26 protein-coding genes are annotated in these 26687 nt (G+C 74.5%); 20 read left to right on the top strand and 6 right to left on the bottom strand.

Annotated elements, in window-relative coordinates:
* Positions 1-195 precede the first annotated feature (195 nt).
* Positions 196-1665: a xylulokinase gene (xylB, locus tag BM064_RS11400; RefSeq protein WP_092859915.1), complete on the top strand. Its 1470-nt coding sequence runs from the start codon at positions 196-198 to the stop codon at positions 1663-1665.
* On the opposite strand, the gene BM064_RS11395 is transcribed toward xylB, so the two are convergent.
* Together BM064_RS11395 and pepT are read right to left on the bottom strand one after the other, a co-directional pair.
* Positions 1662-2816, bottom strand: a complete 1155-nt coding sequence (locus tag BM064_RS11395; RefSeq protein WP_092860332.1) for an MFS transporter — start codon at positions 2814-2816, stop codon at positions 1662-1664. The two genes, xylB and BM064_RS11395, sit on opposite strands and share 4 nt — an antisense overlap.
* Before the next feature lie 651 nt (positions 2817-3467).
* On the bottom strand, positions 3468-4721 hold the full coding sequence (gene pepT / locus BM064_RS11390) for a peptidase T (RefSeq protein WP_092859914.1): 1254 nt from the start codon (positions 4719-4721) through the stop codon (positions 3468-3470).
* A gap of 244 nt (positions 4722-4965) precedes the next feature.
* Here pepT and BM064_RS11385 point away from each other — a divergent pair, with 244 nt between their 5' ends.
* The 3 genes from BM064_RS11385 to BM064_RS11375 all read left to right on the top strand — a co-directional run bounded on the left by BM064_RS11385 (position 4966) and on the right by BM064_RS11375 (position 9057).
* Positions 4966-6561 (top strand): AMP-binding protein, encoded by a 1596-nt coding sequence (locus BM064_RS11385; RefSeq protein ID WP_092859913.1) that lies wholly within the window; start codon positions 4966-4968, stop codon positions 6559-6561.
* Positions 6562-7099: 538 nt separating this feature from the next.
* Positions 7100-7861 carry an SDR family NAD(P)-dependent oxidoreductase gene (locus tag BM064_RS11380; protein ID WP_092859912.1) on the top strand — a complete coding sequence of 254 codons (762 nt, stop codon included), beginning with the start codon at positions 7100-7102 and terminating at the stop codon, positions 7859-7861.
* Between the two features lie 62 nt (positions 7862-7923).
* The gene (locus BM064_RS11375; RefSeq protein ID WP_092859911.1) at positions 7924-9057 is read left to right on the top strand and encodes an acyl-CoA dehydrogenase family protein; all 1134 of its coding nucleotides are present in this window, start codon (positions 7924-7926) and stop codon (positions 9055-9057) included.
* A gap of 142 nt (positions 9058-9199) precedes the next feature.
* Here BM064_RS11375 and BM064_RS28330 read toward each other — a convergent pair whose 3' ends face one another.
* Complete coding sequence (locus tag BM064_RS28330; RefSeq protein ID WP_177236221.1) at positions 9200-10159, bottom strand: precorrin-2 dehydrogenase/sirohydrochlorin ferrochelatase family protein; 960 nt, start codon at positions 10157-10159, stop codon at positions 9200-9202.
* A gap of 187 nt (positions 10160-10346) precedes the next feature.
* On the opposite strand from BM064_RS28330, the gene BM064_RS11365 reads away from it, so the two are divergent.
* On the top strand, positions 10347-10835 hold the full coding sequence (locus BM064_RS11365; RefSeq protein WP_177236220.1) for a GNAT family N-acetyltransferase: 489 nt from the start codon (positions 10347-10349) through the stop codon (positions 10833-10835).
* Between the two features lie 203 nt (positions 10836-11038).
* On the opposite strand, the gene phnF is transcribed toward BM064_RS11365, so the two are convergent.
* Positions 11039-11824 carry a phosphonate metabolism transcriptional regulator PhnF gene (phnF, locus tag BM064_RS11360; protein WP_092859908.1) on the bottom strand — a complete coding sequence of 262 codons (786 nt, stop codon included), beginning with the start codon at positions 11822-11824 and terminating at the stop codon, positions 11039-11041.
* A gap of 113 nt (positions 11825-11937) precedes the next feature.
* Here phnF and phnG point away from each other — a divergent pair, with 113 nt between their 5' ends.
* The 14 genes from phnG to BM064_RS11290 all read left to right on the top strand — a co-directional run bounded on the left by phnG (position 11938) and on the right by BM064_RS11290 (position 22938).
* Positions 11938-12408 carry a phosphonate C-P lyase system protein PhnG gene (gene phnG / locus BM064_RS11355; RefSeq protein WP_425426162.1) on the top strand — a complete coding sequence of 157 codons (471 nt, stop codon included), beginning with the start codon at positions 11938-11940 and terminating at the stop codon, positions 12406-12408.
* Positions 12405-13004, top strand: coding sequence for a phosphonate C-P lyase system protein PhnH (phnH, locus tag BM064_RS11350; protein WP_092859906.1), 600 nt, complete (start codon positions 12405-12407; stop codon positions 13002-13004). Before phnG ends, phnH begins: the two co-directional genes overlap by 4 nt.
* Positions 13005-13007: 3 nt before the next feature.
* Positions 13008-14123, top strand: a complete 1116-nt coding sequence (locus BM064_RS11345) for a carbon-phosphorus lyase complex subunit (RefSeq protein WP_092859905.1) — start codon at positions 13008-13010, stop codon at positions 14121-14123.
* Positions 14120-15025 (top strand): alpha-D-ribose 1-methylphosphonate 5-phosphate C-P-lyase PhnJ, encoded by a 906-nt coding sequence (locus BM064_RS11340; protein ID WP_092859904.1) that lies wholly within the window; start codon positions 14120-14122, stop codon positions 15023-15025. Before BM064_RS11345 ends, BM064_RS11340 begins: the two co-directional genes overlap by 4 nt.
* Positions 15022-15372 carry an NIPSNAP family protein gene (locus BM064_RS11335; protein ID WP_092859903.1) on the top strand — a complete coding sequence of 117 codons (351 nt, stop codon included), beginning with the start codon at positions 15022-15024 and terminating at the stop codon, positions 15370-15372. The genes BM064_RS11340 and BM064_RS11335 overlap by 4 nt, the downstream gene beginning before the upstream one ends.
* On the top strand, positions 15369-16169 hold the full coding sequence (gene phnK, locus BM064_RS11330) for a phosphonate C-P lyase system protein PhnK (protein ID WP_092859902.1): 801 nt from the start codon (positions 15369-15371) through the stop codon (positions 16167-16169). The genes BM064_RS11335 and phnK overlap by 4 nt, the downstream gene beginning before the upstream one ends.
* 226 nt (positions 16170-16395) lie before the next feature.
* Positions 16396-17097, top strand: coding sequence for a phosphonate C-P lyase system protein PhnL (gene phnL / locus BM064_RS11325; protein ID WP_092859901.1), 702 nt, complete (start codon positions 16396-16398; stop codon positions 17095-17097).
* Positions 17097-17666, top strand: a complete 570-nt coding sequence (gene phnN / locus BM064_RS11320) for a phosphonate metabolism protein/1,5-bisphosphokinase (PRPP-forming) PhnN (protein WP_092859900.1) — start codon at positions 17097-17099, stop codon at positions 17664-17666. Before phnL ends, phnN begins: the two co-directional genes overlap by 1 nt.
* Entirely contained in the window at positions 17663-18835 is a 1173-nt protein-coding gene (locus BM064_RS11315) for an alpha-D-ribose 1-methylphosphonate 5-triphosphate diphosphatase (RefSeq protein ID WP_092859899.1), read from the top strand. Before phnN ends, BM064_RS11315 begins: the two co-directional genes overlap by 4 nt.
* 326 nt (positions 18836-19161) lie before the next feature.
* Complete coding sequence (locus BM064_RS11310) at positions 19162-20295, top strand: alpha-hydroxy acid oxidase (RefSeq protein ID WP_092859898.1); 1134 nt, start codon at positions 19162-19164, stop codon at positions 20293-20295.
* Positions 20292-20948: a glutathione S-transferase family protein gene (locus tag BM064_RS11305; RefSeq protein ID WP_177236219.1), complete on the top strand. Its 657-nt coding sequence runs from the start codon at positions 20292-20294 to the stop codon at positions 20946-20948. The genes BM064_RS11310 and BM064_RS11305 overlap by 4 nt, the downstream gene beginning before the upstream one ends.
* Before the next feature lie 29 nt (positions 20949-20977).
* Positions 20978-21742, top strand: coding sequence for a 2-keto-4-pentenoate hydratase (locus BM064_RS11300; RefSeq protein WP_092859896.1), 765 nt, complete (start codon positions 20978-20980; stop codon positions 21740-21742).
* 67 nt (positions 21743-21809) lie between these two features.
* The gene (locus BM064_RS11295; protein ID WP_092859895.1) at positions 21810-22172 is read left to right on the top strand and encodes a DMT family protein; all 363 of its coding nucleotides are present in this window, start codon (positions 21810-21812) and stop codon (positions 22170-22172) included.
* Between the two features lie 16 nt (positions 22173-22188).
* On the top strand, positions 22189-22938 hold the full coding sequence (locus tag BM064_RS11290) for a gamma-glutamylcyclotransferase (RefSeq protein WP_092859894.1): 750 nt from the start codon (positions 22189-22191) through the stop codon (positions 22936-22938).
* 318 nt (positions 22939-23256) lie between these two features.
* Here the strand turns inward: BM064_RS11290 and BM064_RS11285 are convergent, their stop codons facing one another.
* Positions 23257-24423: an acyl-CoA dehydrogenase family protein gene (locus BM064_RS11285; RefSeq protein WP_092859893.1), complete on the bottom strand. Its 1167-nt coding sequence runs from the start codon at positions 24421-24423 to the stop codon at positions 23257-23259.
* Between the two features lie 23 nt (positions 24424-24446).
* Entirely contained in the window at positions 24447-25643 is a 1197-nt protein-coding gene (locus tag BM064_RS11280; protein ID WP_092859892.1) for a CaiB/BaiF CoA transferase family protein, read from the bottom strand.
* Between the two features lie 179 nt (positions 25644-25822).
* On the opposite strand from BM064_RS11280, the gene BM064_RS11275 reads away from it, so the two are divergent.
* Entirely contained in the window at positions 25823-26602 is a 780-nt protein-coding gene (locus BM064_RS11275; RefSeq protein ID WP_092859891.1) for an IclR family transcriptional regulator, read from the top strand.
* Positions 26603-26687 lie beyond the last annotated feature (85 nt).

Here is a 26687-nt window from a genome sequence, read left to right as displayed (position 1 = left end):
GCCTCTCCCGTGACCTGCCCGGAGCGCTGCTCCCCGGCCGCGTCGCGCGACCCGCACAGGGTGGCACGAGCCGGCGCGCAGGTCCATGCCCGCGCGGCCGCGGGGGCCCTGGGCCGCGCGCGGCCTTGACCTCGCCTCCCCGCCCGGGGGATGGGAAGGGCCCCCGCGTTTCACGCCCCCTCCGGAGACCCTGCGATGACCTACCTCGGCCTCGACCTCGGCACCTCTTCGGCGAAGGCGGCGCTGATGGACGCGGACGGAGCGGTGATCGCCTCGCGCTCCGCGCCGCTGGCGGTCTCGCGCCCCGCGCCGGGGTGGTCCGAGCAGGCGCCGCAGGACTGGATCGACGCCTGCTGGGCCGCGCTCGACGCGCTGGCCGCGGACCATCCCGCCGGGATGGCGGCGGTCGAGGGCATCGGCCTGTCGGGCCAGATGCACGGGGCCACGTTCCTGGGGGCCGACGACCGGCCGCTGCGCCCCGCGATCCTGTGGAACGACATGCGCTCGGCCCCCGACTGCGCGGCGCTGGACGCGGCCGCCGACTTCCGCGGCATCGGCGGCAACCTGGTGATGCCGGGCTTCACCGCGCCCAAGGCCGCCTGGCTGGCGCGGGAGGAGCCCGGGCTGTTCGAGGCGACCCGGCGCATCCTGCTGCCCAAGGACTACGTGCGCCTGGCGCTGACCGGCGAGGCGGTCTCGGACATGTCCGACGCCTCCGGCACGCTGTGGCTGGACGTGGCCGCCCGCGACTGGTCGGACGACCTGCTGGGGGCGACCGGGCTCGACCGCTCCCACATGCCGGCGCTGGTCGAGGGGTCCGAGGTCTCGGGCCGCCTGCGCCCCGAGCTCCGCGCCCGCTGGGGCATGACCGGGGCGCCGGTGGTGGCCGGCGGGGGCGGCGACAACGCCGCCGCGGCCTGCGGGGTGGGGGCGCTCGCGCCGGGGACCGCGTTCGTGTCGCTGGGCACCTCGGGCGTGCTGTTCGTCGCGGGCGACGCCTTCCGCCCCAACACCGCCGGCGCGGTCCACGCCTTCTGCCACGCGGCCCCGGGCCTGTGGCACCAGATGGGCGTGATCCTCGCCGCCGCCGACGCGCTGGAGTGGCTGTCCGCGATCACGGCGACCCCCGCCGCGGACCTGATCGCCGAGGCCGAGGCCGCCGACACGTCCGGGGCCGCGCCGAGCGAGGCGCTGTTCCTCCCCTACCTCTCCGGCGAGCGCACGCCCCACAACGACCCCGCCGCCCGCGGGGCCTTCGCGGGACTGGCCCGGGCGTCGTCCCGGGCGGATCTGACGCGGGCGGTGCTCGAGGGCGTGGCCCTGGCCTTCGCCGACTGCCAGGCGGCGCTGGGCGCGGCGGGCACCGATTTCGAAAGCGCCTGGGCCGTGGGCGGGGGCGCCCGCTCGCGCCTGTGGCTCAGGATCGTGGCCGCGGCGCTCGATCGCCCCCTGACCCTGCCGCCCGCGGGCGACTTCGGGGCGGCGCTGGGCGCCGCGCGCCTCGGCCTCTGCGCCGCGACCGGCGCCGAGGCGACCGCGGTCTGCGCGCCCCCCGAGCCGGCGGAGGTCATCGCCCCCGAGCCCGCGCTCGTCGCCCGCATGGCCGAGCGGCGCGGACGCTTCCGCGCCCTGCACCCCGCGATCGCGGGCGCGCTGGAAGCCTAGGCCACCCGGCCCTGCCAGCGCCGGCGCGAGGCCTCGTCGAGGACCGCCAGCGCCACGAACACGAGCCCCCCGGCCGAGAGCGCCGCGCCCACCACGCCGACCGAGGCCCAGCCGTAGCCCGCCGCCAGCGCCAGCCCGCCCAGCCAGGGCCCCAGCGCGTTGGCGGCGTTGAAGGCGGAGTGATTGAGCGCCGCGGCCAGCATCTGCGCGTCGCCCGCCACGTTCATCAGCCGCGTCTGCAGGATCGGCGACAGCGCGCAGCCGAGCCCCACCAGGAACACCGCCGGCATCATCAGCGCCACGTCGTCGGCGACGGCCGCGAAGATCAGCATCGCGACGGTGCTGGCCAGCATGGTCGCCACGATCGCGGGCGTCATCGCCCGGTCCGCCGCCCAGCCCCCGGCCATCGAGCCCGCCGTCATCCCCGCCCCGAACACCGCCAGCAGCCCCGGCAGCCAGGAGGCCGGGGCGCCCGCATGCTCGATCACGATCGAGCCGAGGTAGGTGTAGACGCAGAACATCCCCGCGAAGCCGATCGCCCCCATGCCCAGCGTCAGCCAGACCTGCCGTCTGCGCAGCGCGCCCAGCTCGCGCAGCGGGCTCGCGCCCGCGTCCGGGCGCTGCTCGGGCGCGAGCCAGGTCAGCAGCCCGGCCGACGCCGCCGCCAGCCCCGCCACCATGGCGAAGGCCCAGCGCCAGCCGAAGCCCTGCCCGAGCGCGTTGGCGAGCGGCACGCCCACGATGGTGGCGATGGCCAGCCCCAGCAGCACCCGCGCCACCGCCTGCCCCCGGCGGTTGGGCGCGACCATCGAGGCCGCCATCAGCGCCGCCGCGCCCAGGTAGGCCCCGTGCGGCAGGCCCGCGACGAAGCGCGAGGCGACGAAGGCCGGGTAGCCCTCGACCAGGCCCGAGGCGCCGTTGGCAAGCGCGAAGAGCGCCATCAGCCCCACCAGGATCGTGCGCCGCGCGATGCGCGCGGCCATCACGGTCAGGACGGGGGCGCCGACGCACACGCCCAGCGCATAGGCCGAGATGGCGTGGCCGGCCTGGGTCTCGGCGATGCCGAACTCGGCGGAGAAGAAGGGCACGAGGCTCATCGAGGCGAACTCGGCGACGCCGATGGAGAACCCGCCGAGAGCGAGCGCCAGCATCACGAGCCCGCCGCGCGCGACGGTCGCAGGGGAGGACAAGACCGGACCTTTCGGCTTGCGGCGCGAAGCGGGGGGCGGCGCCGCGGAAACGGATGCGGCGGGGCCCAGGCGACTCGCGCCCCGGCCCCGCCGTTCGCCCCCATCCTGCCCGCCCGCGCCGGCCGCCGCACGCGACGATTTCGCATCCGCACGCAGTCCCGCCTTGCAGATGCTGCATGGCAGCAAGGCGCCTGCGACCCGGGGCGCCGGGAACGTCGAGCCCCCCGGACCCAAGCGGGCAAGACCGCCCCTGGCGGGGCGGGCGGACTACAGGCGCCCTGCGGGCGGGCTTGGCTGCGTCGCGTGGGGGGAGAAGCGACGAGGGACGGGCTGGCGGGGGAGCCTCCGGCAGGCTCCTGACTCACCCAAGAACAATGCGCCCGCGCCTGTTCCCCGGAGCCGTCTCTCGCCGATGGATGCCTGAGCGACTCGCCCCGGCCGGTCAAGGACGAGCCGCGCAGGCGCGGTCGCTTCGCGATCCTTGACCGGCCGGGACGAGTCGCTCTGATCGGCATCCGCGAGAGACGGCTCCGGAGAACAGGCGCTCCCGGGGGCGCATGGGGCAGCCGCGGGGCCGGCGGCGGGCGGGGGCGCGCCGCGGCGGGAGGGCGGTCAGTCGGCGGCGGCGCCCGCCGCCAGCTCCGCGAGCCGCAGGCAGACGCCGGTCGCGGCGGCCATGTCCTGGACGCTGATCCACTCCAGCGGCCCGTGGATCTCGGTCATGCCGGTGAAGAGGTTCGGCGTCGGAACCCCCATCTCCGTCAGGCGCGAGCCGTCGGTGCCGCCGCGGATGGGCGTCGAGACCGGCTCGATCCCCTCCGCCCGGCAGGCGGCGCGGGCGAGCTCGACGGGCGTCATGTCCGTCTCCAGCCAGTAGCGCATGTTGCGGTACTGGGGCCGGATCTCGCAGCTGATGCGGGCCCGCGGCTCGCCGAGCTGCGCCGCCTCGCAGACCGCGCGCAGCAGGGCGCCGTGACGCTCCAGCGCCTCCAGTTCGAAGTCGCGCAGGATGACGCCGATCTCGGCCTGCGCAGCCGTGCCCTCGAGCTTGTAGACATGCAGGAACCCCTCGCGGCCCGAGGTCGTCTCGGGCGTCAGGGTCGCCTGCGGCAGGGTCTGCACGATCTTCGCCGCCAGGTGCAGGGCGTTGACCAGCTTGTCCTTGGCCCAGCCGGGATGGGTGGCCACCCCCTCGATCCGCACCAGGGCGGCGTCGGCCGAGAAGCTCTCGAACTCGATCTCGCCCTTGCGCGCGCCGTCGAAGGTGAAGGCGAAGTCGGCGCCGAGGTCCTTGGGCAGGCGCGCGTCGACCCCGCGCCCGATCTCCTCGTCGGGGGTGAAGGCGATGCGGATCCGCGGCCGGGGCCGCGCGGGATCGGCCAGCAGCGCCCGCGCGGCGGTCATGATGATCGCCACCCCCGCCTTGTCGTCCGCCCCCAGCAGCGTGGTCCCGGAGGCGACCACGATGTCTTCGCCCTCCTTGCCCGCCAGGTAGGGCGAGACCTCGGGGCTCAGCACCAGGTCGGGCGCGTCGGGATAGGTGATCGGCCCGCCGTTCCAGTTGCGGATCACCCGCGGCTTGACGCCGGTCGCCCGGAAGGCCGGCGCGGTGTCGACATGCGCGAGCAGCCCCAGCGTGGGCGCCTCGACGCCCTCCGAGGCGGGGATCGTCGCCAGCACCGCGCCGTAGGGGGTCAGCGTCACCTCCTGCGCCCCGATCTCCTCCAGCTCGGCGACCAGCATCCGCTGCAGGTCGAGCTGGATCTCGGTCGAGGGCGAGCCGGCCGCGGTCTCGTCGCTCTGGGTGTCGACGGCGGCGTAGCGCACGAGGCGCGCTTCGAGCTCGCGGTGGCGTTCGGCGGTCATCGGGGGGGCTCCGGTTCCGGGATCGGGGAGCCCCGGTGATCGCAGAGCGGCGCCGCCCCGTCCAGCGCCCCGATCCCGGCGCCCGGGGCCGGTCCCGCCGCGCCGCGGTCGTCGCAACGGACGTCGCGCTCGTCCGCGCGAGGCGCCATAAGGAAGACTGACCGAGGGCACGACGCATCGGCGCGGCGCGTCCCCTCCCCGGGCCCCGGGGCCTGCAGGAAAACAGCGCGCCGGGAGGAGAGAGATGACGACGACCGAGCCCCAGGCCGAGGCCCCGGCCGTGCCCGCAGCCGTCCACGACACGCCCACCGACTCGACGCTGGTGTTCCGGGCGCTGGCCCGCCACCCGGGACGCGTGGCCTTCCGCTCCGACCGGCTGGACCTGACCTATGCGCAGACCGCGGGCCTGATCGCCCGCATCCAGCGGGTGCTGGAGCGCCACGGGGTCGGCCCCGGCTCGCGCACCGCGATCCTCTCGGCGAACCGGCCCGAGTCCTGGTGCTCCAGCGTGGCCAACATCGCGCTCGGCGGGGCCACGACGATGCTGCACCCGCTCGGCGCGCGCGAGGCCCAGACCGCCCAGATCGCGGAGCTGGGCGCCCAGGTGGTGATCGTCGACGCCGCCGATCACGCCCCGCGCGGGGCCGAGCTGCAGGCCGACCACCCCGGCGCGACGTTTCTCACCCTGGGTCCGGCCGACTACGGAACCGACCTGCTCGCCGCCGCTGCGGCGGAGCCCGACTGCGCGCCGATCAACCGCTCCGACCCGCGCCAGCCTGCGCATTACAATTTCACCGGCGGCACCACCGGGCGGCCCAAGGGGGTGATGCGCACCGCCGGCGGGGCCGGCAAGATCACGCTGGCCGTGATGGCGGATTTCGACCTGCCCCCGCAGCCGCGCTATCTCGCCGTCGCCCCGATCTCCCACGTGGCGGGCACCAAGATCACGCCTACGCTTCTGAAGGGCGGCACGATCCACCTGATGAACGGCTTCGACCCGGCCAGGGTGCTGGCGACGATCGAGGCCGAGAAGATCTCGATGACCCTGCTCGTGCCGACGATGATCTACGCGCTGCTCGACCATCCCGACATGGCGACCCGCGACGTGAGCAGCCTCGAGATGGTGCTCTACGGCGCCGCGCCGATGTCCCCCACCCGCCTGGGCGAGGCCATCGCGAAATTCGGCCCGGTCTTCGCCCAGCTCTACGGCCAGACCGAGTGCTACCCGATCGCGGTCCTGCCGGTCGCCGACCATGACGTGAGCCGCCCCGAGCTGCTGTCGGCCTGCGGCTTCGCCGTCTCCTCGGCCACCGTCCGCCTGCTGGACCCCGAGGGCAACGACGTGCCGCAAGGCATGCCCGGCGAGATCTCGGTCCAGGCCCCGCAGGTGATGGAGGGCTACTACCAGCGCCCCGACCTGACGGCCGAGACCCTGGGCGACGGCTGGCTGCGCACCGGCGACGTGGCGGTGCGCGACGCCGAAGGGCGCCTCTACATCGTCGACCGGCGCAAGGACATGATCGTCTCGGGCGGCTTCAACGTCTACCCGCGCGAGGTCGAGGACGCGCTGGCCGAGCATCCCGACGTCGCCATGGCCGCGGTGATCGGCATCCCGGACGAGAAATGGGGCGAGGCCGTCTGCGCCTACGTGGTCCCCAGGGCCGGCGCGACGCTCGACCCCGAAGCGCTCGCCGCGATGGTCAAGGCCAGGAAGGGCGGCGTGCACACGCCGAAGTCCTTCCACCTGGTCGACGCCCTCCCCCAGACCCCGCTCGGCAAGATCGACAAGGTCGCCCTGCGCACCCCCCACTGGGCCGGCCGCGAGCGCAAGGTCGGCTGACCCGCCCCGCGGCAGCCCGCGCGCCCCCCGGCGCGCCGGGCCGCCGCCCCCGCTGCCCATCTCTCCCCCACGCCCGCCTCCGGCGCCCCTCGCCACAGGCTCCCCCCGGGAGCGCCTGTTCTCCGGAGCCGTCTCTCGCGAGCGCCGATCAGAGCGACTCGCCCCCTCCGGTCAAGGATCGCGAAGCGACCGCCGAAGGCGGCTTGTCCTTGACCGGAGGGGGCGAGTCGCTCAGGCAGCCCAAGCGAGAGACGGCTCCGGAGAACAGGCGCGGGCGCTTTGTTCTTGGGTGAGTCAGGAGCCCGCCGGAGGCTCCCCCGCCCGCCATTCCCTCTCGACCTCCCCACAAGCGCCGACCCAGCCAAGCCCGCCCGCAGGGCGCCCGTAGTCCGCTCCCTCCCCCTTCGCCCGCGCCGTCCCCGCAGGGCGAAGCGGCTAGTGTCCGACACTCTTGCGCCCTCCCCCCGCGCCCTTTACCGATCCTGACGACCCCCGCGGGCCCCGTCGGCGCCCGCGGCAACGAGAGGAGACGCAGCGAATGCAGATCGACGGACTGGCCGCCATCGTCACCGGCGGGGCCTCGGGCCTGGGCGGGGCGACGGCCGAGATGCTGGCCGCCAGGGGCGCCAGGGTCGCCATCTTCGACCTCAACGAGGAGTTGGGGACCGCGAAGGCCAAGGCCATCGGCGGCAGCTTCCACAAGGTGAACGTGGTCGACGAGGACGAGGTCTCGCAGGCCATCGCCGAGGCCGAGGGCCTGCACGGCAAAGCCCGCATCCTGGTCAACTGCGCCGGCATCGGCCCGCCCGCCAAGGTCATCGACCGCGACGGCAACCCGCTGCCGCTGGCGAAGTTCGCCTCGATCATCAACGTGAACCTGATCGGCACCTTCAACGTGCTCTCCAAGTTCGCCGCCCGCATCCAGGCCGAGGACCCGGTCGGCGAGGAGCGGGGCGTGATCATCAACACCGCCTCGGTGGCCGCCTACGAGGGCCAGATCGGCCAGGCCGCCTACGCCGCCTCCAAGGGCGGGATCGTGGGCATGACCATCCCCATCGCGCGCGAGTTCGCCCGCTCCGGCATCCGGGTCTGCACCATCGCGCCGGGCCTGTTCCTGACCCCGCTGCTCGCCTCCCTCCCCGAGGAGGCGCAGCGCTCGCTGGGCGCGCAGGTGCCGTTCCCGAGCCGGCTGGGCGACCCCAGCGAATACGCCAAGATGGCCTTCTCGATCATCGACAACCCGATGCTCAACGGCGAGACGATCCGGCTGGACGGCGCGATCCGCATGGCCCCGAAGTAAGACCACCCGCCTCCCCGGCCCGGCCGGGGAGGCGCCACAAGACCAGAGGGAGGAGAGGCGCGATGCTGCCCACCGAAGACCAGGCGATGGTTCGCGACATGGCGGCCCGCTTCGCCGCCGAGAAGCTGGCCCCCAACTCCGCCCGCTGGGACGAGACCGGCGCGTTCCCGAAGGACGTGATCCGGGAGATGGGCGGCCTCGGCCTGATGGGCATGCTGGTCCCCGAGGACTTCGACGGCGCCTTCACCGACAATGTCGCCTACGCCCTGGCGCTGGAGGCGATCGCGGGGGGCGACGGCGCGGTCTCGACGATCATGTCGGTCCACAACTCGGTCGGCTGCGTCCCGATCCTGCGCTACGGCACCGACGCCCAGAAGGACCAGTGGCTGCGCCCGATGGCGCGCGGCGAGAAGCTGGGCGCCTTCGCCCTGACCGAGCCGCATGCGGGTTCCGACGCCTCCGCCCTGAGGACGCGCGCGGTGCGCACCAACGCGGGCTACGTGCTGAACGGCGTGAAGCAGTTCATCACGTCGGGCAAGAACGCCGACGTCGCCATCGTCTTCGCCGTCACCGACCCCGAGGCCGGCAAGAAAGGCATCTCCGCCTTCATCGTCCCCACCGACGCCCCCGGCTGGCGGGTCGCGTCGCTGGAGAAGAAGCTGGGTCAGACCCTGTCGGACACCGCCCAGATCGCGCTCGAGGACCTCGAGATCCCTGCGGAAAACCTGCTGGGCGAGGAGGGCGAGGGCTACCGCATCGCGCTGTCGAACCTCGAGGGCGGGCGCATCGGCATCGCCGCCCAGGCCGTCGGCATGGCCCAGGCCGCGCTGGACTACGCCGTCGGCTACGCGAAGGAGCGCGTCTCGATGGGCAAACCGATCATCGAGCACCAGGCCGTCGGCTTCCGCCTCGCCGACATGGCGACCCAGGTCGAGGCCGGCCGGCAGATGGTCCTGCACGCGGCCTCGGTGAAGGATGCGGGCCTCCCGGCCCTGCAGGCGGCCTCGATGGCCAAGCTCTTCACCTCCGAGATGGCCGAGCGGGTCTGCTCCGTCGCCATCCAGACGCTGGGCGGCTACGGCTACACGCGAGACTTCCCGGTGGAGCGGATCTATCGCGACGTGCGCGTCTGCCAGATCTACGAGGGCGCCTCGGACATCCAGCGGATGCTCATCGCCCGCGGCCTCGCCGCCTGATCCCTGCGGGAGAGGACCCCCGGGCCTTCCCCGACGCAGCCGTCTTCGGCTTGCCGGACGCCCGCCCCACGGGCGCCCCGGGCACGACCCGGGGCCTCCGCCGCCGCTCGTCGCGGCGCAGTCCTCGCGATCCTGCGCGCCCTCAGCCGCCCGCGGCGCCGGCGCGGATCGTCTCCACCGGCTGGCCCAGCGCCGAGAGCGCCGCCAGCGCCTCCGCGACCGCCTCGCCGCGCGCCAGCGCCGCCACCCGGCCGCCCTCGGCCAGCGCCTCGCGGATCGCCTCGAGGTCGAGCGGATCGGCCGCCGAGCGCTCCGCGTCCCGCCGCGCCAGCTCCAGCGCGGCCGCGGGCGCGTCGGTCGGATGCGCCACCAGGTCCGCCTCCTGCATCCGCCGGACCGCGCGCAGGGGCATCAGGTCGACGTCCGACGGCAGCTCCAGCAGGCTCAGCCGGGCCGCGACCGAGACCGGGGCCCGGCCGCGCTCCACCGCCGCGCGCACCTCCTCCAGCGCGCCCGGGACGTCGCCCGCCTCGGCGCGCAGGCGGGGGCCGTCCATGATCCAGTTCCAGAAGGCCCGCGGGCTGGGCTCCAGCGGCGTCTCCATCATCCGCGGGCGCAGCTCGGCGAGGCCTGCGAGGAACGGGCCGGTGGCGGAGCTGAGGAAGCTCTCGGCCAGCGTCTTCACCCGCTGGGCCAGCACCGGGGCCACGCCCTCGGTGCCGATGGCGACGACCAGGGGGTCGCGGTCGACGATGGCCGGCGTGATGGCGGTGCACAGCTCCGGCCGGTCGACGATGTTGACCACCCGCCCCCAGCGGCGGACCTTGCGCGCCATTTCCGCGTCGCCCTCGGGGTCCACGTCGCTCGCGCCGATGGCGAGCCAGGCGCCCGCCACCGCGGCGCGGTCGTCGCGCGCGGGCAGATGGGCGAGGCGCCCCTGGGCGGCGAGGGCGGCGAGCTCCTCGTTCAGCTCCGGCCACATCACCGTCACCTCGGCCTCCGTGCGCAGGAACAGGCGCGCCTTCTGGGCCGCGGTCTCGCCGCCGCCGCGGATCAGCACCGAGCGGCCGCGCAGGTCGAGGAACAGGGGGAAGTAGCGCATGGCGGTCTCGCTGGTCGGCTGGCTCGGACGGGCGGCGGGCGCGGATCGCCCCGCAGGATCGCCGCGGCGTCCCCGGGGGGCGGTCGTGCGCGACAATGGCGCGCCGGGCGCAGGAGGCAACCCCCCGCTTGACGCCTCGCGCCCGCCGGGGCTGATGGGAGGCTCGATCCGACCCGAAGGAGCCGCCATGTCCGCCGCCGATCCCTCCGCCTCCGCCGCCCCTGCGGTGGAGGTGCGCCCCACCCCCGTCGCCGCCCCCGAGGCGCTGGAGCTGATCGCGGGCAGCGAGGCGGAGCTCGCCTCGATCTACCCGCCCGAGGTGCGCTACGCCTTCTCGCCCCAGCAGCTGATCGATGCGCAGGTGCATTTCGTGGTGGCCTGGAGCGAGGGCGAGCCCGCCGCCTGCGGCGGCTTCGCGCCGCTCGACGGCTACGGCGAGCTGAAGCGGATGTTCACCCGCCCCGAGCGCCGCGGCCGCCGCCTCGCCGGCGCGATCCTGGCGGCGCTGGAGGCCGAGGCGCGCTCCCGCGGCCTGCCGATCATGCGCCTGGAGACGGGCGAGGCCAGCCCCGAGGCGATCCGCGCCTACGAGCGCGCCGGCTACGTCCGCCGCGGCCCCTTCGGCGACTACCAGGAGAACGGCTCGAGCGTGTTCATGGAGAAGCCGCTGGCCTGAGGCCCGCCCCGACCGGCGACGCCCCCCGACCGACGCCCTGCGACCCGCCCGCGGGTCCCTGCCCCGCGGTCCGCCGCTCGCGGCCTCCGCCCCCGGGCGCCCCGCAGGTCCTGCGCCGCGGGCCCGACGCCCGGCCCGAGCGCGACGCCCGACGCGGCGCCCGGGCGGACGGGAGGCCCCGGGCGCGCCCCGGGCGCGCCTCGTCAGGCGGAGCGCTGTTCGGGGGCGGCGCCCGGCTCGGCGATCAGCAGGGGCGTGCGGTCGGTGCAGAACCAGGTCAGCCCGTATTCCACCGGCCGTCCGGCCGCGTCCTCGCTCAGGCTCTCGGCGCGCAGCAGCGGCGTGGTCTCGGGGATCATCAGGTGGCGCGCGATCAGCACGCCCGGCCGGCAGGCGGTCATCCGCGTCCAGCGCCGGGTGTAGTCCGCGACCCCCCCGGCCGCGAGCGCCGCGGTGATCGAGCCGGTCTCGCGCAGCGCCTCCGGCAGGCCGGGCAGCGCCGCCGCCGGGAACACCGTGCGCGCCACCGCCATCGGCACCCCGTCGGCCAGCGTCAGCCCCTCGTAGACATGCACCGGCGCGCCGCGCGCGATCTCCAGCGCCTCGGCCTCCGCCCGGCTCGCCGCCTGCGTCTCCAGCGACAGGATCCGCCGCGTCGGCTCCCGCCCCGCCGCACGCAGGTTCTCCGAGAACCGCGTGCGGCGCGAGATCGGGTAGTCGGTCGTGGCGTGGGTCACCGTCGCGCCTGCGCCGCGACGCACATGCACCAGCCCCGCTTCGGCCAGCGCCGCCGTCGCCCGGCGCAGGGTGTGGCGGTTGACCCCGAAGCGGGCGGCGAGCGCGGTTTCGGAGGGCAGACGCTCCCCCGTCGCCCAGCGGCCCTCGCGGATCTCCTCGGCCAGCGCGTCGCGGATCCGCGCCCAGATCGGGCCGGCCGGCGCCTCCGCCCCCTCGCCCGCCTGCGCCCGCCCCCCCAGTCCCTGCGGCATCCGATCCTCCCGGCCGTCATGCAGATGTCACCAATCGCGCGTTGCTTTCACGCGCCGACTCGGCGATACCATACTTGTGCAGTTGTCGAGTTGGCTAGACAGAAATGCAACCTGTGACCTCTCCCGATCAGATCGCCGCCCGCAGGGGCTGGATGAGCACGCTGGCCAGGGCCCCGGCCGAGCGGCTGGCGGCGTTGTGGGAGGCCTCCGCCCTCCCCTCCCCCGAGGAACCCGGCGGCTACGAGTGGCTGCGCCGGCCCGAATCCGGCGCGGTGATGCTGCGCGGACGGGCGGGAGCGGTCGGCGCGCCGTTCAATCTCGGCGAGATGACCGTGACCCGCGGCGCCCTGCGCCTGGCCTCGGGCGAGGTCGGCCACGCCTGGGTGCAGGGCCGCGACAAGCGCAAGGCGACGCTGGCGGCCCTCGCCGACGCCCTGATGCAGACCGGGGCGGCGCGCGAGGTCGAGACCGCGATCCTCAGCCCCCTGCGCGAGGAGGCGGGCGCACGGGCCGAGGCCCGCGCCGCCCGCGCCGCCGCGACGAAGGTCGAGTTCTTCACCATGGTCCGGGGAGAGGACGGATGACCGCTTTCGCCGCCGAGGCGCTGGACGGCGCCTTCGCCGACGCGCCCGCCGAGGCCTCGCGCGCCTTCCGCGCCGCCCTCGACGCGATGTCCCGCCCCGGGACCCTGCAGCACGCAGGCGGCGCCCGCCCGCCCGCGCCCCTGCCGCCCGCCGCCGGCGCGCTGGCCCTGACGCTGGTGGACGCCGAGACGCCGGTCTGGCTCGCCCCCGAGCTGCGCGCCGGCCCCGTCGAGGCCTGGCTGCGCTTCCACTGCAACGCGCCCCTGAACGCGGCGCCCGAGGCGGCCGCCTTCGCCTTCGGCTCGCCCGCCTCCCTGCTCGCCGAGCTCGACCGCTTCGCGATCGGGACGCCCGAATACCCCGACCGCTCCACCACGCTGGTCGTGCTGCTCGACGCCTTCGAGGGCGCCGAGGCCGAGCTGACCGGCCCCGGCATCCGCGGGACCGCGCGCCTCGCCCTCGGCTCCTCCCGTGCGGAGATCCTGGCGCTGGCCGCGCCCAACCGCGCGCTCTTCCCCCAGGGCCGCGACCTGTTCCTGGCGGCGGAGGGGCGGCTCGCCGCCCTCCCCCGCTCCACCCGCCTCCGGGAGGTCTGAGCGATGTATGTGGCCGTGAAGGGCGGCGAGCGGGCGATCGACAACGCCCACGCCTGGCTGGCGGAGGCGCGCCGCGGCGACGTCTCGGTCCCCGAGCTCAGCCTCGCCCAGATCCGCGAGCAGATGACGCTCGCCGTCAACCGGGTGATGGCCGAGGGCTCGCTCCACGATCCCGACCTCGCGGCGCTCGCGATCAAGCAGGCCCGCGGCGACCTGATCGAGGCGATCTTTTTGGTTCGCGCCTACCGCACCACCCTGCCGAGGTTCGGCCATTCGGTCCCGCTGGAAACCTCCGAGATGGCCGTCTCCCGCCGCGTCTCGGCGACCTTCAAGGACGCCCCCGGCGGCCAGGTGCTGGGCCCGACCTTCGACTACACCCACCGCCTGATAGATTTTGCATTGGCCGCCGAGGGCGAGGCGCCCGAGGCCCCCACCGCCCCCCCGCTCGCCGAGCGCACGCCCCACATCGCCGAGTTCCTCGACGCCGAGGGCCTGCTGCAATCGGAACCCGAGGGCGGCGAGACCCCCTCCGACCTCACCCGCCAGCCGCTCGCCTTCCCCGCCGACCGCGCCCTGCGCCTGCAGGCGCTGGCGCGCGCCGACGAGGGGTTCACCCTGTCGCTCGCCTACTCCACCCAGCGCGGCTACGGCCGCAACCACCCCTTCGTGGGCGAGCTGCGCGTGGGGATGGTCGCGGTCGAGGCCGAGATCCCCGAGCTCGGCTTCGCGGTCGAGATCGGCGAGGTCGAGCTGACCGAATGCGAGACGGTCAACCAGTTCGCCGGCTCGCGCACCGAGCCCCCGCAGTTCACCCGCGGCTACGGCCTGACGCTGGGCCATTGCGAGCGCAAGGCGATCTCGATGGCCCTCGTCGACCGGGCGATGCGCTGGAAGGAGCTCGGCGAGGACGACGTCGGCGCCCCCGCCCAGGACGAGGAATTCGTCCTCTCCCACTGCGACAACATCCAGGCCACCGGCTTCCTGGAGCACATCAAGCTGCCCCACTACGTCGACTTCCAGGCCGAGCTGGAGCTGATCCGCCAGCTCCGCCGCGAGGCCGAGGCCGCGCAGGCGCAAGCCCGGGCCGAGGCGCAGGCCGCGAAGGAGGCCGCCCAATGACAGCCGCCGCTCCCACCCGGGCCGACCCCGACTACAACTTCGCCTACCTCGACGAGCAGACCAAGCGGATGATCCGCCGGGCGCTGCTGAAGGCGGTGGCGATCCCCGGCTACCAGGTCCCCTTCGCCAGCCGCGAGATGCCCATGCCCTACGGCTGGGGCACCGGCGGCGTGCAGGTGACGGCGGCGACCCTCACCCCCGAGGACACGCTGAAAGTCATCGACCAGGGCGCCGACGACACCACCAACGCGGTCTCCATTCGAAAATTCTTCCAGCGGGTCGCGGGCGTCGCCACCACCGAGGCGACGGCCGAGGCGACCCTCATCCAGACCCGCCACCGCATCCCCGAGACGCCGCTGACCGAGGGCCAGATCCTCGTCTACCAGGTGCCGATCCCCGAGCCGCTGCGCTACCTCGAGCCGCGCGAGACCGAGACCCGCAAGATGCACGCGCTCGAGGAATACGGGCTGATGCACGTGAAGCTCTACGAGGACATCGCGCGGCACGGCCATATCGCGACCTCGTATGCGTATCCGGTGAAGGTGGAAGGGCGGTATGTCATGGACCCCTCGCCCATTCCAAAATTCGACAACCCCAAGATGTCGAACTCGCCCGCCCTGCAGCTGTTCGGCGCCGGGCGCGAGCAGCGGATCTACGCGATCCCGCCCTGGACCGAGGTGGTCAGCCTCGACTTCGAGGACCACCCCTTCGATCCCGGCGGCGCCAGGGAGGCCTGCGCGCTCTGCGACGCGCGCGGGGTCTACCTCGACGAGGTGATCGTGGACGACGCGGGCGGGCGCATGTTCGTGTGCTCGGACACCGACCACTGCCGCGGCCGGATCGAGGCGGGCCACGTCGGCGCCTCCGCCCCCGCAGCCGCGCCCCACGGAGCCCCGGCATGATCAACCAGCTGCGCGTCTACCGCATCGACCCCGCCGCGCGCGAGGCGTTCCACGCCCGCTTCCGCGACCACGCCGCCCGGCTGATGCGGGCGCTCGACTTCCGCATCCTGGCGATGTGGGAGGAGGACCGCCGGCCGCTGGGAGAGGACGAGCTGAACTTCGTCTACCTCCTCGCCTGGCGGGACGAGGCGGAGATGCAGGCGAAGTGGGCCGCCTTCATGGCCCAGGAGGAATGGGCCGAGATCAAGACGCGCACCTCGGCCGAGCATGGCCCGATGGTGCTCGGCAACCTCGACCGGATCCTGGTCCCCGTCGACTATTCCGCCGCCCTGGAGCCGAGATCATGAGCGACGCCCCCCTGGCCCCGGCCCCGGCCGCGCCGCTCTTCACCGTCGAGGGCCTGACCCGCCGCTACGGCGCGCGGATCGGCTGCGAGGACGTCTCCTTCGAGCTCTGGCCCGGCGAGGTCATGGGCATCGTGGGCGAGAGCGGCTCGGGCAAGTCGACGCTGCTGTCGTGCATCTCCGGCCAGATGGATCCGGACGCGGGCCGGGTGCGCTACGCGACCCGCGACCTCGGGACGGTCGACGTGCGCGCGCTGTCCGAGCCGCGGCGGCGGATGCTGATGCGCACCGACTGGGCCTTCGTGCACCAGAACCCGCGCGACGGGCTGCGCATGACCGTCTCGGCCGGCGCCAACGTCGGCGAGCGCCTGATGGCCGTCGGCGCGCGCCACTACGGCGCGATCCGCGAGAGCGCGACGGACTGGCTGGGCAAGGTCGAGATCGCGCCCGAGCGGATCGACGACCGCCCCGCAGCCTTCTCGGGCGGCATGCAGCAGCGCCTGCAGATCGCGCGCAATCTGGTGACCGGGCCGCGGCTGGTGTTCATGGACGAGCCGACGGGGGGTCTCGACGTCTCCGTCCAGGCGCGGCTGCTGGACCTGATCCGCGGGCTGGTGCGGGAGCTGGGGCTCTCGGCGATCATCGTGACCCACGACCTCGCGGTGGTGCGGCTGCTGGCGGACCGGCTGATGGTGATGAAGGGCGGGCGGGTGGTCGAGACCGGGCTGACCGACCAGGTGCTCGACGATCCCCAGCATCCCTACACGCAGCTGCTGGTCAGCTCGGTGCTCCAGGCATGAGCAGTACCCGAAAGATAGCGCCTTGCGCCGAAACGCTTCCTGCGCCGTCGCGCCACCGCGGGATCGGTCGGGACGGGACTTGCCGGACGCTTCGCGCCGGCACCGCCCGCCCGCCGACCCCGCTCCCGACGCCGGCCGTCCGCCTGCCGCGGCGGGGTCGGCGGGCGGGCGATGCGCAGCCCGAAGGGCAAGCGAGTCCCGTCCCGACCGACCCGAGGACCCCCCGATGATCGAGCTCCGCTCCGTCTCCAAGACCTTCACCCTCCACCAGCAGGGCGGCCAGGTGCTGCCCGTCGTCGAGGGCGCCGACTTCCACGTGGCCCCCGGCGAGTGCGTGGCCCTCGCCGGCCCCTCCGGCGCGGGCAAGTCGACGCTCCTGCGCATGGTCTGGGGCAACTACCTCGCCGCCTCCGGCTCGATCCGGGTGGGCGCGCTCGACGTCGCCCGCGCCGCGCCCCGAGAGATCATCGCGCTGCGCCGCGAGACGCTGGGCTACGTCTCCCAGTTCCTGCGCGTCGTGCCCCGCGTGCCCACGCTCGAGGTGGTCGCCGACCCCCTCCTCGCGCTGGGCCGCCCCCGCGCCGAGGCCGAGGCGCGCGCGGCCGACCTCCTCGCCCGGCTCAACGTGCCCCGGCGGCTCTGGACCCTCTCGCCGATGACCTTCTCGGGCGGCGAGCAGCAGCGGGTGAACATCGCCCGCGGCTTCGCCCACGCGTACCCCGCCCTGCTCCTCGACGAGCCCACCGCCTCCCTCGACCCGGTCAACCGCGCCGTGGTCCTCGACCTGATCCGCGAGGCGAAGGCGCGAGGCGCCGCGATCCTGGGCATCTTCCACGACGCCGCCGCCCGCGCCGAGGTCTGCGACCGCGAGGTCGACGTCTCCGCCTTCGCCCCCCGCGCCCCCGACCCCGTGGCGGAGCCCGCCTGATGCGCGGCACCCTGCACCTGGTCGTGGGCCCGTCGGGCGTGGGCAAGGACACGCTGATCGCCGCCGCGCGCGCCGCGCGCCCCGACCTGCTGTTCCCGACCCGCACCATCACCCGCCCCGCCGGCCCCGGCGAGGACCACGAGCCGGTCTCGGAGGCCGATTTCGCCCGCCGCGCGGCGCTCGGCGACTTCGCCCTGCACTGGCGCGCCCACGGGCTCGCCTACGGCATCCCCGCGGCGGTCGAGACCGCGCTCGCCGCCGGCCGGCACGTGATGATCAACGTCTCCCGCGCCGTGACGGCCGAGGCGCGCAACCGCTTCGCCCCCGTGCGCATCCTCGCCCTGACCGCCGACCCCGAGATCCGCGCCCGCCGCATCGCCCGCCGCGGCCGCGAGACGGAAGGCGAGATCGAAGCCCGCCTGCGCCGCGCGCCCCCCGCCCTGCCCCAGGGCCCGGACGTGCGCACCATCGACAACAGCGGCGCGCTCGACGCCGCCACGGCGGCCTTCCTCGCCGCCCTCGCCCCCGCGCCCCGCGCCGAAGCCCCCTTGACCCGGAGCCCCGCATGACCCTCGCCGAAGCCCCCGCGCGCGCCGCCGCCTCCGCCCGCGAGACCGTGCTGACCAACGCCCGCCTGGTGCTGGCCGACGAGGTGATCGCCGGCTCCGTCGTGATCCGCGACGGCCGCATCGCCGAGATCGACCCCGGCCGGACCCGCGCCGGCGAGGACCTCGAGGGCGACCTCCTCGCCCCCGGCCTGATCGAGCTGCACACCGACAACCTCGAACGTCACTGCCAGCCCCGCCCCGGCGTCGACTGGCCGCGCGAGGCCGCCGTCATCGCCCATGACGCCGAGCTCGCCTCCACCGGCATCGCCACCGTCTTCGACGCGATCCGCGTGGGCTCGGTCGCCAGCTTCGAGAAGGCCGCGTATGGCAAGTACGCCCGCGAGGCGACCGACGCGATCAACGCCCTCAAGCGCCAGGGCGCGCTGCGCATCTCGCACCTCCTCCACCTGCGCGCCGAGATCTGCTCCGAGACCCTGGTCGAGGAGCTGGCCGAGTTCACCCCCCAGGACGAGGTCCGCATCGTCTCGCTGATGGACCACACCCCCGGCTTCCGGCAGTTCCGCGACATCGCCCAGCTGAAGAAATACCACATGGGCAAGCACGGCCGGACCCAGGCCGAGTTCGACGAATACATGCAGTTCCTGGGCGAGCTGAGCCTGCGCGTCTCCACTCCGCACGAGACCGAGGCCGTCGCCGCCGCCCGCGCCTGGGGCGCGACGCTGGCCAGCCACGACGACACCGACGTGGCCCATGTCGAGGCCTCGGCCCGCCACGGCGCCCGCATCGCCGAGTTCCCCACCACGCTGGAGGCCGCCCGCGCCTGCCGCGACCACGGCATCGCGGTGATGATGGGCGCGCCCAACCTGCTGCGGGGCGGCTCCCACTCCGGCAACGTCGCGGCGGCGGATCTGGCGGCAGAGGGGCTGCTCGACATCCTCAGCTCGGACTACGTGCCCGCCTCGCTGCTGATGGCGGCGGTGAAGCTGGGCGAGATGACCGGGGACATCGCCAGGGGCTTCGCGACGGTCACCCGCGCCCCGGCGCAGGCGACCGGCCTGACCGACCGCGGCGAGATCGCCCCCGGCCTGCGCGCCGACCTGGTGCGGGTGCGCACCGCCCATGCCGCGCCCGTGGTGCGGGGCCTGTGGGTGGAGGGGCGCCGGGTCTGACGCCCCGCCCCCCGCCGGCCGCCGCGACCGCCTCACCAAGGGGGCCCCGGGCTCGCCCCAGGGTCTCCTGCCTCCCGCGCGCCCCTCGCCGGCCTGCCGCAGCCGCCTCCGCCCCGGGCTTGACCCGGGGCCTCCTGCCCGCCGCCCGCCTCACGGCCCGCCGTGCCCGGATCGGCACGGCGAAGGCCCCGGGTCGAGCCCGGGACGCCCCCGGCGTTTCCGCCTCGCGGGACCCCGGCCGCCGGCGCCGGGCCGCGCGTCGCCTTACCTTCCGACCGGCTTGACGCGGCCCCTCCCGCCGGGCTTGCTGCGCGCGGGAGGACACCATGGCCAATCTGGAAAAACTGGTCTCGATGGAAGACCTGCGTCGCCGCGCGCGCCGACGGATGCCCCGCGTGGCGTGGGAGTTCCTGGACAGCGGCACCGGCGCCGAGACCGCGCTGAAGCGCAACCGCGAGCGCATGGACGCCGTGACCATGGTGCCGCGGATGATGCGCGCCGCCCGCACGCCCGACACCTCGGCCCCCCTGCTCGGCCGCACCTGGACCGCCCCCATCGGCGTGGCCCCCGTGGGGCTGCAGAGCCTGATGTGGCCCGGCATCGAGAAGGCGCTGGCCGCCATGGCGGCCGAGCGGGGCATCCCCTACTGCCTCTCGACCGTGGCGGGCGAAAGCCTCGAGGACATCGCCCGGGTCAACCCGGACTTCTGGTTCCAGCTCTACGCCCCCACCCAGGAGGCGGCGCGCAAGGACCTGATCCGCCGCGCCCATGACGCGGGCGCCAAGGCGCTGGTGCTGACGGTGGACATCCCGCGCTCGTCCCGCCGGGAACGCCAGCGGCGCGCGGGCGTGGGCATGCCGCCCAAGACCACGCCGCGGCTGATCGCCGACGTGCTGAGCCGCCCGAGCTGGGCGCTGGCCACCTGGCGGCGCGGCGTGCCGACCATGCGGACCCTCGCCCCCTACGTGCCGGCGGGCGACATGAAGACCATGGCCGAGTTCACCGCTAAGAACCTCGGCCACGACCTGACGCCCGAGGCGGTGGCCGAGATCCGCGACCTCTGGCCCGGAACCTTCATCGTCAAGGGCGTGCTGCACCCCGAGGACGCCGAGAAGATGGTCGAGATCGGGGTCGACGCGGTCTGGGTCTCCAACCACGGCGGCCGGCAGGTGGACATCGGCTGCGCCGCCATCGACGCGCTGCCCGGCATCGTCGCGGCGGTGGGGGAGCGCACCGAAATCATCTTCGACAGCGGCATCGCGTCCGGCGCCGACGTCGCCCGGGCGGTGGCCCTGGGGGCGAAGATGTGCTTTCTCGGCCGGGGCTTCGTGTGGGGCGTCGCGGCGCTGGGCGCGCCGGGCGCGGGCCACGCGGAGTTCATCCTGCGCGACGAGCTGTCGAACGTGATGTCCCAGCTCGGCTGCCATCGCCTCGACGAGCTGAAGGAGCGGCTGGCGTGATCATCACCCTCTACGGCATCGGCGTCTCGGCCTTCGTGGCCAAGGTCCGCATCGTGCTCGACCTCAAGGGCCTGCCGTTCGAGGAGGTCCCGCCGCCGGGCGGCTACGGCTCGGACGAGTATCGCCGGCTGGTTCCCGCGGGCTCGGTGCCGGGCATGGTGGTGGACGGCGTTCCGCTGCACGATTCCAACGCCATGATGGAGTTCCTGGACGAGATCGCCCCCGAGCCGCCGCTGATGCCCTCCGAGCCCTTCGCCCGCGCGCGCGTCCGCGCCCTGCTCGGTTTCCACGACACCCGCGTCGAGGCCGCCGTCCGCGCCCTGTTCCCGCTGGTCAAGCGCGACTGGCGGGCGGAGCCCGAGGCGGTCGAGGCCGCCTGCGCGGGCGTCGAGGCGGCGCTGGAGCGGCTCGACCAGCTCGACGCCGCCGCCGCGGTGCTGGCGGGCGAGGGCGTGACGCTCGCCGACCTCGCCTATCCCTGCACCCTGCAGATGGGCGCGATGCTGGGGGCGGAGATGGACCGCCCCCTGGTCCTGCCGCCGCGGATCGAGGACTGGTGCGCCCAGGTCTCGACCCTGCCCGCCGTCGCCCGCTCGCTCACGATCCACGCCGAGGCGATGGAGGACTGGATGGCGGGCTTCCGCCGCGCCTGACCGCCCTCGCCCAACCGGAGGCCCCACAGATGACCGATCAAGCCGCCCGCATCGCCGACGCGATCATGGCCCGCGCGCCTTTCGACGACCTCGGCGCCTCGGCGCCGCAGAGCCTGGTCGAGGCCTACGCCCTGCAGGCGCGGGTGGTCGAGAAGCTCGCCGCCGCCCATGGCGGGATCGGCGGGCGCAAGATCGCCTGGAACACCGCCGCCCAGATGGACGCGATGGGCCTGAGCGAGCCGGGCGCCGCCTGCATCTGTGCCGACCTGGTGCGGAGATCCCCCGCGACGCTCGCCGCCGCCGACTTCCACACCTTCGCCATCGAGCCCGAGATCTGCGCGATCCTGAAGGCCGACATCGCGCCCCGCGAGCACGGCCACGACCGCGCCTCGGTCATCGAGGCGGTCGAGCGGCTGGCCCCGGCCTTCGAGCTGCTGGATCCCCGCGGCATGGGCAAGGCCGCGCCCTTCTCGATCCTGTCGCAGAACATCAACAACCGCGGCATCGTCATCGGCGGACCGGGCCTGCCGCCTCACGACGTGGACCCCTCGGCGCTGCGCTCGGTGGTGACCTGCAACGGCGAGACGATGCTCGACAAGGCGGGGGCCGCGCCGATGGACCCGCTCACGGCGGTGGCGTTCCTGGCGAACCGGTTCAACGCGCTCGGCCAGACGCTGAAGGCCGGCGAGGTGCTGCTGCTCGGCGCCCACCTGCCGCCCACGCCGATCCCCGCCCCTGCGACGATGCGTTTCGATCTCGGCGCCCTCGGGGCCGCGGAATTCACGATAGCCTGAGCGCTCCCCGCCGCGGGGGCGCGGCGCGCGCGGCGGGGGCGTCCCTCCCGCCGCTTCTCGGACCGACATGCCCGCCGTCTCCCCCTCGATCTGGCCCTGGGTGCTGCCGCCGCTGATGCTGGTGGCCTCCAACGTGTTCATGACCTTCGCCTGGTACGGGCACCTCAAGTTCGCCTCTGCGCCGCTGTGGGGCGTGGTGCTCGTCAGTTGGGGGATCGCCTTCTTCGAATACTGGCTGGCGGTGCCCGCGAACCGCATCGGCCACGCCGTCTATTCGGCCGCCCAGCTCAAGACGATGCAGGAAGCGATCACCTTCGCGGTGTTCGTGGTCTTCTCCTCGACCTATCTGAAGGAGGCGCTGGCCCCCTCCCAGCTTCTCGGGTTCGCCCTGATCGTGGGCGGGGCGGCGCTTGTGTTCCTCAAGCCATGAGGGCAGGGTCGCGCGAATGAGCATCTCCGACGACGCCTACCGCCACATGCCCGCCCTGCGCGGCCGGGTGCAGGACCCGATGACCTCGCGTTTCCGGCGGATGGAGGCCTGGATCGGCGAGCTCGACGCGGTCGAGGCCGAGGCCGGCCGCGATCCCGTCGCCTGGCGCTGGTCGGAGGCGCAGCGCGAGGCCTCGCGCCGCGACCTGCTGCGCGGGCGCGAGGGCGAGGACCTGTGGATCTTCGGCTACGGCTCGCTGATCTGGGACCCCGCGGTGCGGGTGGCCGAGTTCCGCCGCGCCCGGCTGCAGGGCTTCCGCCGCAGCTTCTGCATGCATCTCGAGGGGGGCCGCGGCTCCCCCGAATGTCCGGGCCTGATGGCCGCGCTCGACGCCGACCCCGGCCATGCCTGCGAGGGCGTCGCCATGCGCCTGCCCGGCGGCATCGCCGACGAGGAGACGCGGATCATGTGGATGCGCGAGATGATCACCGGGGCCTACATCCCCGCCTTCCTGCCGGTCGAGACCCCGCAGGGCGAGGTCGAGGCGATCTGCTTTCTCGCCGACCGCGCCAACGACCGCTTCGTATTCCTGCCCCGCCCCGAGCGCGCCCGCCGCATCGCCACCGCCGAGGGCCGCCTGGGCACCAACCGCGAGTATCTCGAGAACCTGCTCGACAGCCTCCACGCGCTGGGCATCGAGGACCCCGAGATGATGGAGCTCCTCGCCATGGTCCGCGAGGCCGCCCGGGAGACCGCGGCCGAGTAGACCCCGACGGGGCGCGGACGCCCCAGCGCGTCCGCTGCGCGGCCGCGGCTGGCCCGCCCTGCGCCCCCGTCCCGGGCGGGGACGTGCGAGGCCGTTTCCAGACCCGATCCGGCGGTTCTTCGATGAGCGCAAGCTCGGCGGCGCCGGAGCGAGGGCGAGCCCCCGCTCCGCCGGCGGTCCTGGCGAGGTCTTGAAACGCGCAGTCGGATGGCCGCCCGAGGCGCCCCGCCTCGCCGCCGAAGGGGACGCAGGGCGGGGCGGTCGCGGCCGCGCAGCGGACGCGCCGGGGCGCCCGCGTCCCCGGCGGAACGGCCGGCGTCAGTAGGACTTCGGCAGCCCCAGCACCCGCTCGGCGATGAAGCACAGCGCGAGCTGCGGCGAGACCGGCGCGATGCGTGGGATCAGGCTTTCGCGCAGGTAGCGCTCGACGTGGTACTCGCGGGCGTAGCCGAAGCCGCCATGGGTCATCACCGCCTGCTGGCAGGCGTCGAAGCCGGCCTCGCCGGCGAGATACTTCGCCATGTTGGCCGAGGCGCCGCAGGGCATGCCGTTGTCGTATTCCCACGCCGCCTTCATCGTCACCCACCAGGCCGCTTCCAACGCGGCGTATTTCTGCGCCAGCGGATGCTGGATCGCCTGGTTCCGGCCGATGGGCCGGTTGAAGACGATCCGCTCCCTGGCATAGGCCGTCGCCTTGCGCAGGGCCGCGAAGCCCAGCCCCACCGCCTCGGCCGCGATCAGGATCCGCTCGGGGTTCATCCCGTCGAGGATGTAGCGGAAGCCCTTGCCCTCCTCGCCGATGCGGTCGGCCTCGGGGATCTCGAAATCCTCGAAGAACAGCTCGTTCGAATCGACCGCCTTGCGGCCCATCTTCTCGATCTCGTTGACCTTGATGCGCTCGCGGTCGAAGGGGGTGTAGAACAGCGACAGGCCCTCGGTGGGGTTCTTCACCTCGTCGAGCGGCGTGGTGCGCGCCAGCAGCAGGATGTTGTCGGCCACCTGCGCGGTCGAGATCCACACCTTCTGCCCGTTCACCACGTAGCGGTCGCCCCGCTTCTCGGCCCGCAGCTTCAGCTGGGTGGTGTTCAGCCCGGTGTTCGGCTCGGTCACCCCGAAGCAGGCCTTCGCCCGCCCCTCGGCCATCGGCCGGATCATCCGGTCCTTCTGCTCTTCCGTCCCGAACACGTCGACCGGCTTCAAGCCGAAAATGTTGATGTGCACCGCCGAGGCGCCCGAGAGCCCCGCCCCCGACTCCGCGATCTCGCGCATCATGATCGAGGCCTCGGTCACCCCCAGCCCCGCGCCGCCCTGCGCCTCCTTGGTGCAGATCCCCAGCCAGCCCTCGGCGGCGAGCGCGTCGTAGAAGTCGGTCGGGAACCCGCCCTCGCGGTCGCGCTTCAGCCAGTAGGCGTCGTCGAAGCGGGCGCAGATCCGCGCGATCGCGTCCTTGATCTGGGCCTGGTCGTCGGTGAGGGCGAAGTCCATGGGATCCTCCTTGGGAACAGGCGTCAGGCGGGGCGGCGCAGGGCGCCGGCCTCGGCCAGCGCCGCGATCTCGTCGGCCGAGAACCCGGCCTCGGCCAGCACCGTCTCGCCGTCGCGGCCCAGCGCCGGGGCGGGGCGGTCGGGCGCGGCCGGGGTGCGCGAGAAGCGCGCGGGCACGGCCATGCCCAGGATCGGGCCCTCGGTCGGGTGCTCCTCGCGCCGGAAGAAGCCGGTGGCGGCGAGATGCGGGTCCTCGAGCAGGCTCTCGAACGTGTGCATCGGCATCGCGGGGATGTCGGCCTCCTGGAAGAGGGCGAGCCAGTCCTCGGTGGTGCGGGTCTGCAGGATCGCCGAGAGCTCGGCGTAGACCAGGTTGATGTTGGCCATGCGGGCGGGGAAGGTCGCGTAGCGCGCGTCGGCGTCGGGCATCTCCGGGCGGCCGATGGCGGCGAAGAACCGCCGCCAGTGGGCGTCGGTGTAGACCAGCGCGCAGATCCAGCCGTCGGCCGTCGCATAGGGGCGGCGGTCCGGGGACAGGTGGCGGGGGTAGCCCGAGGGGCCGTGGGGCGGGTCGTAGACCAGCCCCCCCATGTGGTCGCCCATCACCATGGCGGCCATGGTTTCGAACATCGGGATCTCGACCCGCTGGCCGAGGCCCGAACGCTCCCGCTCGATCACCGCCGCCAGGATCGCGTTGACCGCGGCCAGCCCGACGATCCGGTCGGCGGCGGCGGTGGGGATGTAGGCCGGCGCCCGGCCCGAGCGCTCGAAGGCGTGCGGGATCCCCGCCGCCCCCTGGATCAGGTCGTCGTAGGCCGGCCGGTCGGCGTAGGGCCCCTGCTGGTCGAAGCCCACCAGCGCGGCCTGGATCAGGCGGGGATTGGCCTCGGCCAGCGCCTCGGGGCCGAGGCCGAGGCGCGCCATGGCGCGCGGCCGCACGTTGGTCACCAGCACGTCGGCGGTCTTCGCCAGGCGCAGCAGCGCCTGCGCCGCGCCCGGCGCCTTGAGGTCCATCGCCACCGAGCGTTTGCCCCGGTTGGCGTTGAGGAACACCGGCCCCATGCCGGGGTTCCGCTGCGGGCCGATCTGGCGGGTCACGTCGCCGTCGGGCGCCTCGACCTTGATCACGTCGGCGCCCATCTCGCCCAGCACCTGGGTGGCGTAGGGCCCCATCAGCACCGAGGTCAGGTCGAGGATGCGCAGGCCTGCGAGCGGTCCCATCGTCGGGCGTCTCCTTCCCCGTTCGTCCCGCCCCGGCCTCGCCGCGGCGCCCCATTTGTTCAGGGTGATGGACAAATCTTTCATGATCCGGGACAAGGGATAGCCAGCCGCCCGCCCGCCGTCAATCGACCGGCCGGCAGGGAGCGGCGGATCGTGCAGGCGGACCGGGAGGAGCGCCGATGCCCGCCACCGTGCGGCAGGTCGAGAACGCGCTGGCGTTGCTGGAGTTCTTCGCCGCCCGCAAGCGTCCGGCCACGCTGGCCGACGTGGCGGGTCATTTCGGCTGGCCGCGCTCCTCGACGTTCAATCTCCTGGCGACGCTCGCCGAGGGCGGCTGGCTCTACGAGCCCCGCGCGCGGGGCGGCTACTATCCCACGCCCCGCTGGCAGGCGCTGGCGGGGGAGATCGCCGAGGGCGAGCCCGCGCCCGAGCGCCTCGCGGCGCTGGTGCGCCGGATCTCGGCGCAGACCGGCGAGACCGCCTGGGCGAGCGCCCCCTCGGGCCAGCACGCGGTGTTCCTGGAGGTGGCCGAGTCCGAGGCCGGGATCCGCTACGCCGCCCGCCAGGGGGCGCGGGTGCCGATCCACCTGACCGCCTCGGGCCAGGCGCTGCTGAGCCAGATGCCCGAGCGCGACCGCGAGGCGATCCTGCGCAAGGCGGGGTTCGAGGTCCGCGGCCCCGCGGCGGCGCGCGACCTCGCGGAGGTCCGCGCCCAGATCGCGGCGGGCCGGGCGCGGGGCTGGTTCCGCTCGGCCTCCTACTGGTCGGCGGACCTGGGCGGGGTCTCGATCCCGGTGGCGGTGGAGGGGCGGGTGTTCTCGCTGACCGTCGCGGGCCCCCTGTTCCGGGTGGCGGAGAAGGAGGAGGCCCACGCCCGCCTGCTCCATCGCGCCGTCGCCGAGGCCTTCGGCGCGGACCATGCCGCGCGCACCCTGACCGCGATGCACGTGCTGACCTGAGAGGCCCCGCGCCCGCCCCGCCCCGGGCGCCCCTCGCCCCGCGCGCCGCCGCCCGCCCCGCGCCGCGGGCGCCGCAGGACCCGCC

Source organism: Albimonas pacifica (assembly GCF_900113695.1).
GTDB lineage: Bacteria > Pseudomonadota > Alphaproteobacteria > Rhodobacterales > Rhodobacteraceae > Albimonas > Albimonas pacifica.
Note: the sequence above shows the minus strand (reverse complement) of the source record. Positions and strands in the feature narration are given on the sequence as shown.

Bases quoted from the DNA above. Each gene is read 5' to 3' on its own strand.
- xylB (WP_092859915.1), top strand. From the start codon at position 196: ATGACCTACCTCGGCCTCGACCTCGGCACCTCTTCGGCGAAGGCGGCG.
- BM064_RS11395 (WP_092860332.1), bottom strand. From the start codon at position 2,816: ATGCTGGCGCTCGCTCTCGGCGGGTTCTCCATCGGCGTCGCCGAGTTC.
- pepT (WP_092859914.1), bottom strand. From the start codon at position 4,721: ATGACCGCCGAACGCCACCGCGAGCTCGAAGCGCGCCTCGTGCGCTAC.
- BM064_RS11385 (WP_092859913.1), top strand. From the start codon at position 4,966: ATGACGACGACCGAGCCCCAGGCCGAGGCCCCGGCCGTGCCCGCAGCC.
- BM064_RS11380 (WP_092859912.1), top strand. From the start codon at position 7,100: ATGCAGATCGACGGACTGGCCGCCATCGTCACCGGCGGGGCCTCGGGC.
- BM064_RS11375 (WP_092859911.1), top strand. From the start codon at position 7,924: ATGCTGCCCACCGAAGACCAGGCGATGGTTCGCGACATGGCGGCCCGC.
- BM064_RS28330 (WP_177236221.1), bottom strand. From the start codon at position 10,159: ATGCGCTACTTCCCCCTGTTCCTCGACCTGCGCGGCCGCTCGGTGCTG.
- BM064_RS11365 (WP_177236220.1), top strand. From the start codon at position 10,347: ATGTCCGCCGCCGATCCCTCCGCCTCCGCCGCCCCTGCGGTGGAGGTG.
- phnF (WP_092859908.1), bottom strand. From the start codon at position 11,824: ATGCCGCAGGGACTGGGGGGGCGGGCGCAGGCGGGCGAGGGGGCGGAG.
- phnH (WP_092859906.1), top strand. From the start codon at position 12,405: ATGACCGCTTTCGCCGCCGAGGCGCTGGACGGCGCCTTCGCCGACGCG.
- BM064_RS11345 (WP_092859905.1), top strand. From the start codon at position 13,008: ATGTATGTGGCCGTGAAGGGCGGCGAGCGGGCGATCGACAACGCCCAC.
- BM064_RS11340 (WP_092859904.1), top strand. From the start codon at position 14,120: ATGACAGCCGCCGCTCCCACCCGGGCCGACCCCGACTACAACTTCGCC.
- BM064_RS11335 (WP_092859903.1), top strand. From the start codon at position 15,022: ATGATCAACCAGCTGCGCGTCTACCGCATCGACCCCGCCGCGCGCGAG.
- phnK (WP_092859902.1), top strand. From the start codon at position 15,369: ATGAGCGACGCCCCCCTGGCCCCGGCCCCGGCCGCGCCGCTCTTCACC.
- phnL (WP_092859901.1), top strand. From the start codon at position 16,396: ATGATCGAGCTCCGCTCCGTCTCCAAGACCTTCACCCTCCACCAGCAG.
- phnN (WP_092859900.1), top strand. From the start codon at position 17,097: ATGCGCGGCACCCTGCACCTGGTCGTGGGCCCGTCGGGCGTGGGCAAG.
- BM064_RS11315 (WP_092859899.1), top strand. From the start codon at position 17,663: ATGACCCTCGCCGAAGCCCCCGCGCGCGCCGCCGCCTCCGCCCGCGAG.
- BM064_RS11310 (WP_092859898.1), top strand. From the start codon at position 19,162: ATGGCCAATCTGGAAAAACTGGTCTCGATGGAAGACCTGCGTCGCCGC.
- BM064_RS11300 (WP_092859896.1), top strand. From the start codon at position 20,978: ATGACCGATCAAGCCGCCCGCATCGCCGACGCGATCATGGCCCGCGCG.
- BM064_RS11295 (WP_092859895.1), top strand. From the start codon at position 21,810: ATGCCCGCCGTCTCCCCCTCGATCTGGCCCTGGGTGCTGCCGCCGCTG.
- BM064_RS11290 (WP_092859894.1), top strand. From the start codon at position 22,189: ATGAGCATCTCCGACGACGCCTACCGCCACATGCCCGCCCTGCGCGGC.
- BM064_RS11285 (WP_092859893.1), bottom strand. From the start codon at position 24,423: ATGGACTTCGCCCTCACCGACGACCAGGCCCAGATCAAGGACGCGATC.
- BM064_RS11280 (WP_092859892.1), bottom strand. From the start codon at position 25,643: ATGGGACCGCTCGCAGGCCTGCGCATCCTCGACCTGACCTCGGTGCTG.
- BM064_RS11275 (WP_092859891.1), top strand. From the start codon at position 25,823: ATGCCCGCCACCGTGCGGCAGGTCGAGAACGCGCTGGCGTTGCTGGAG.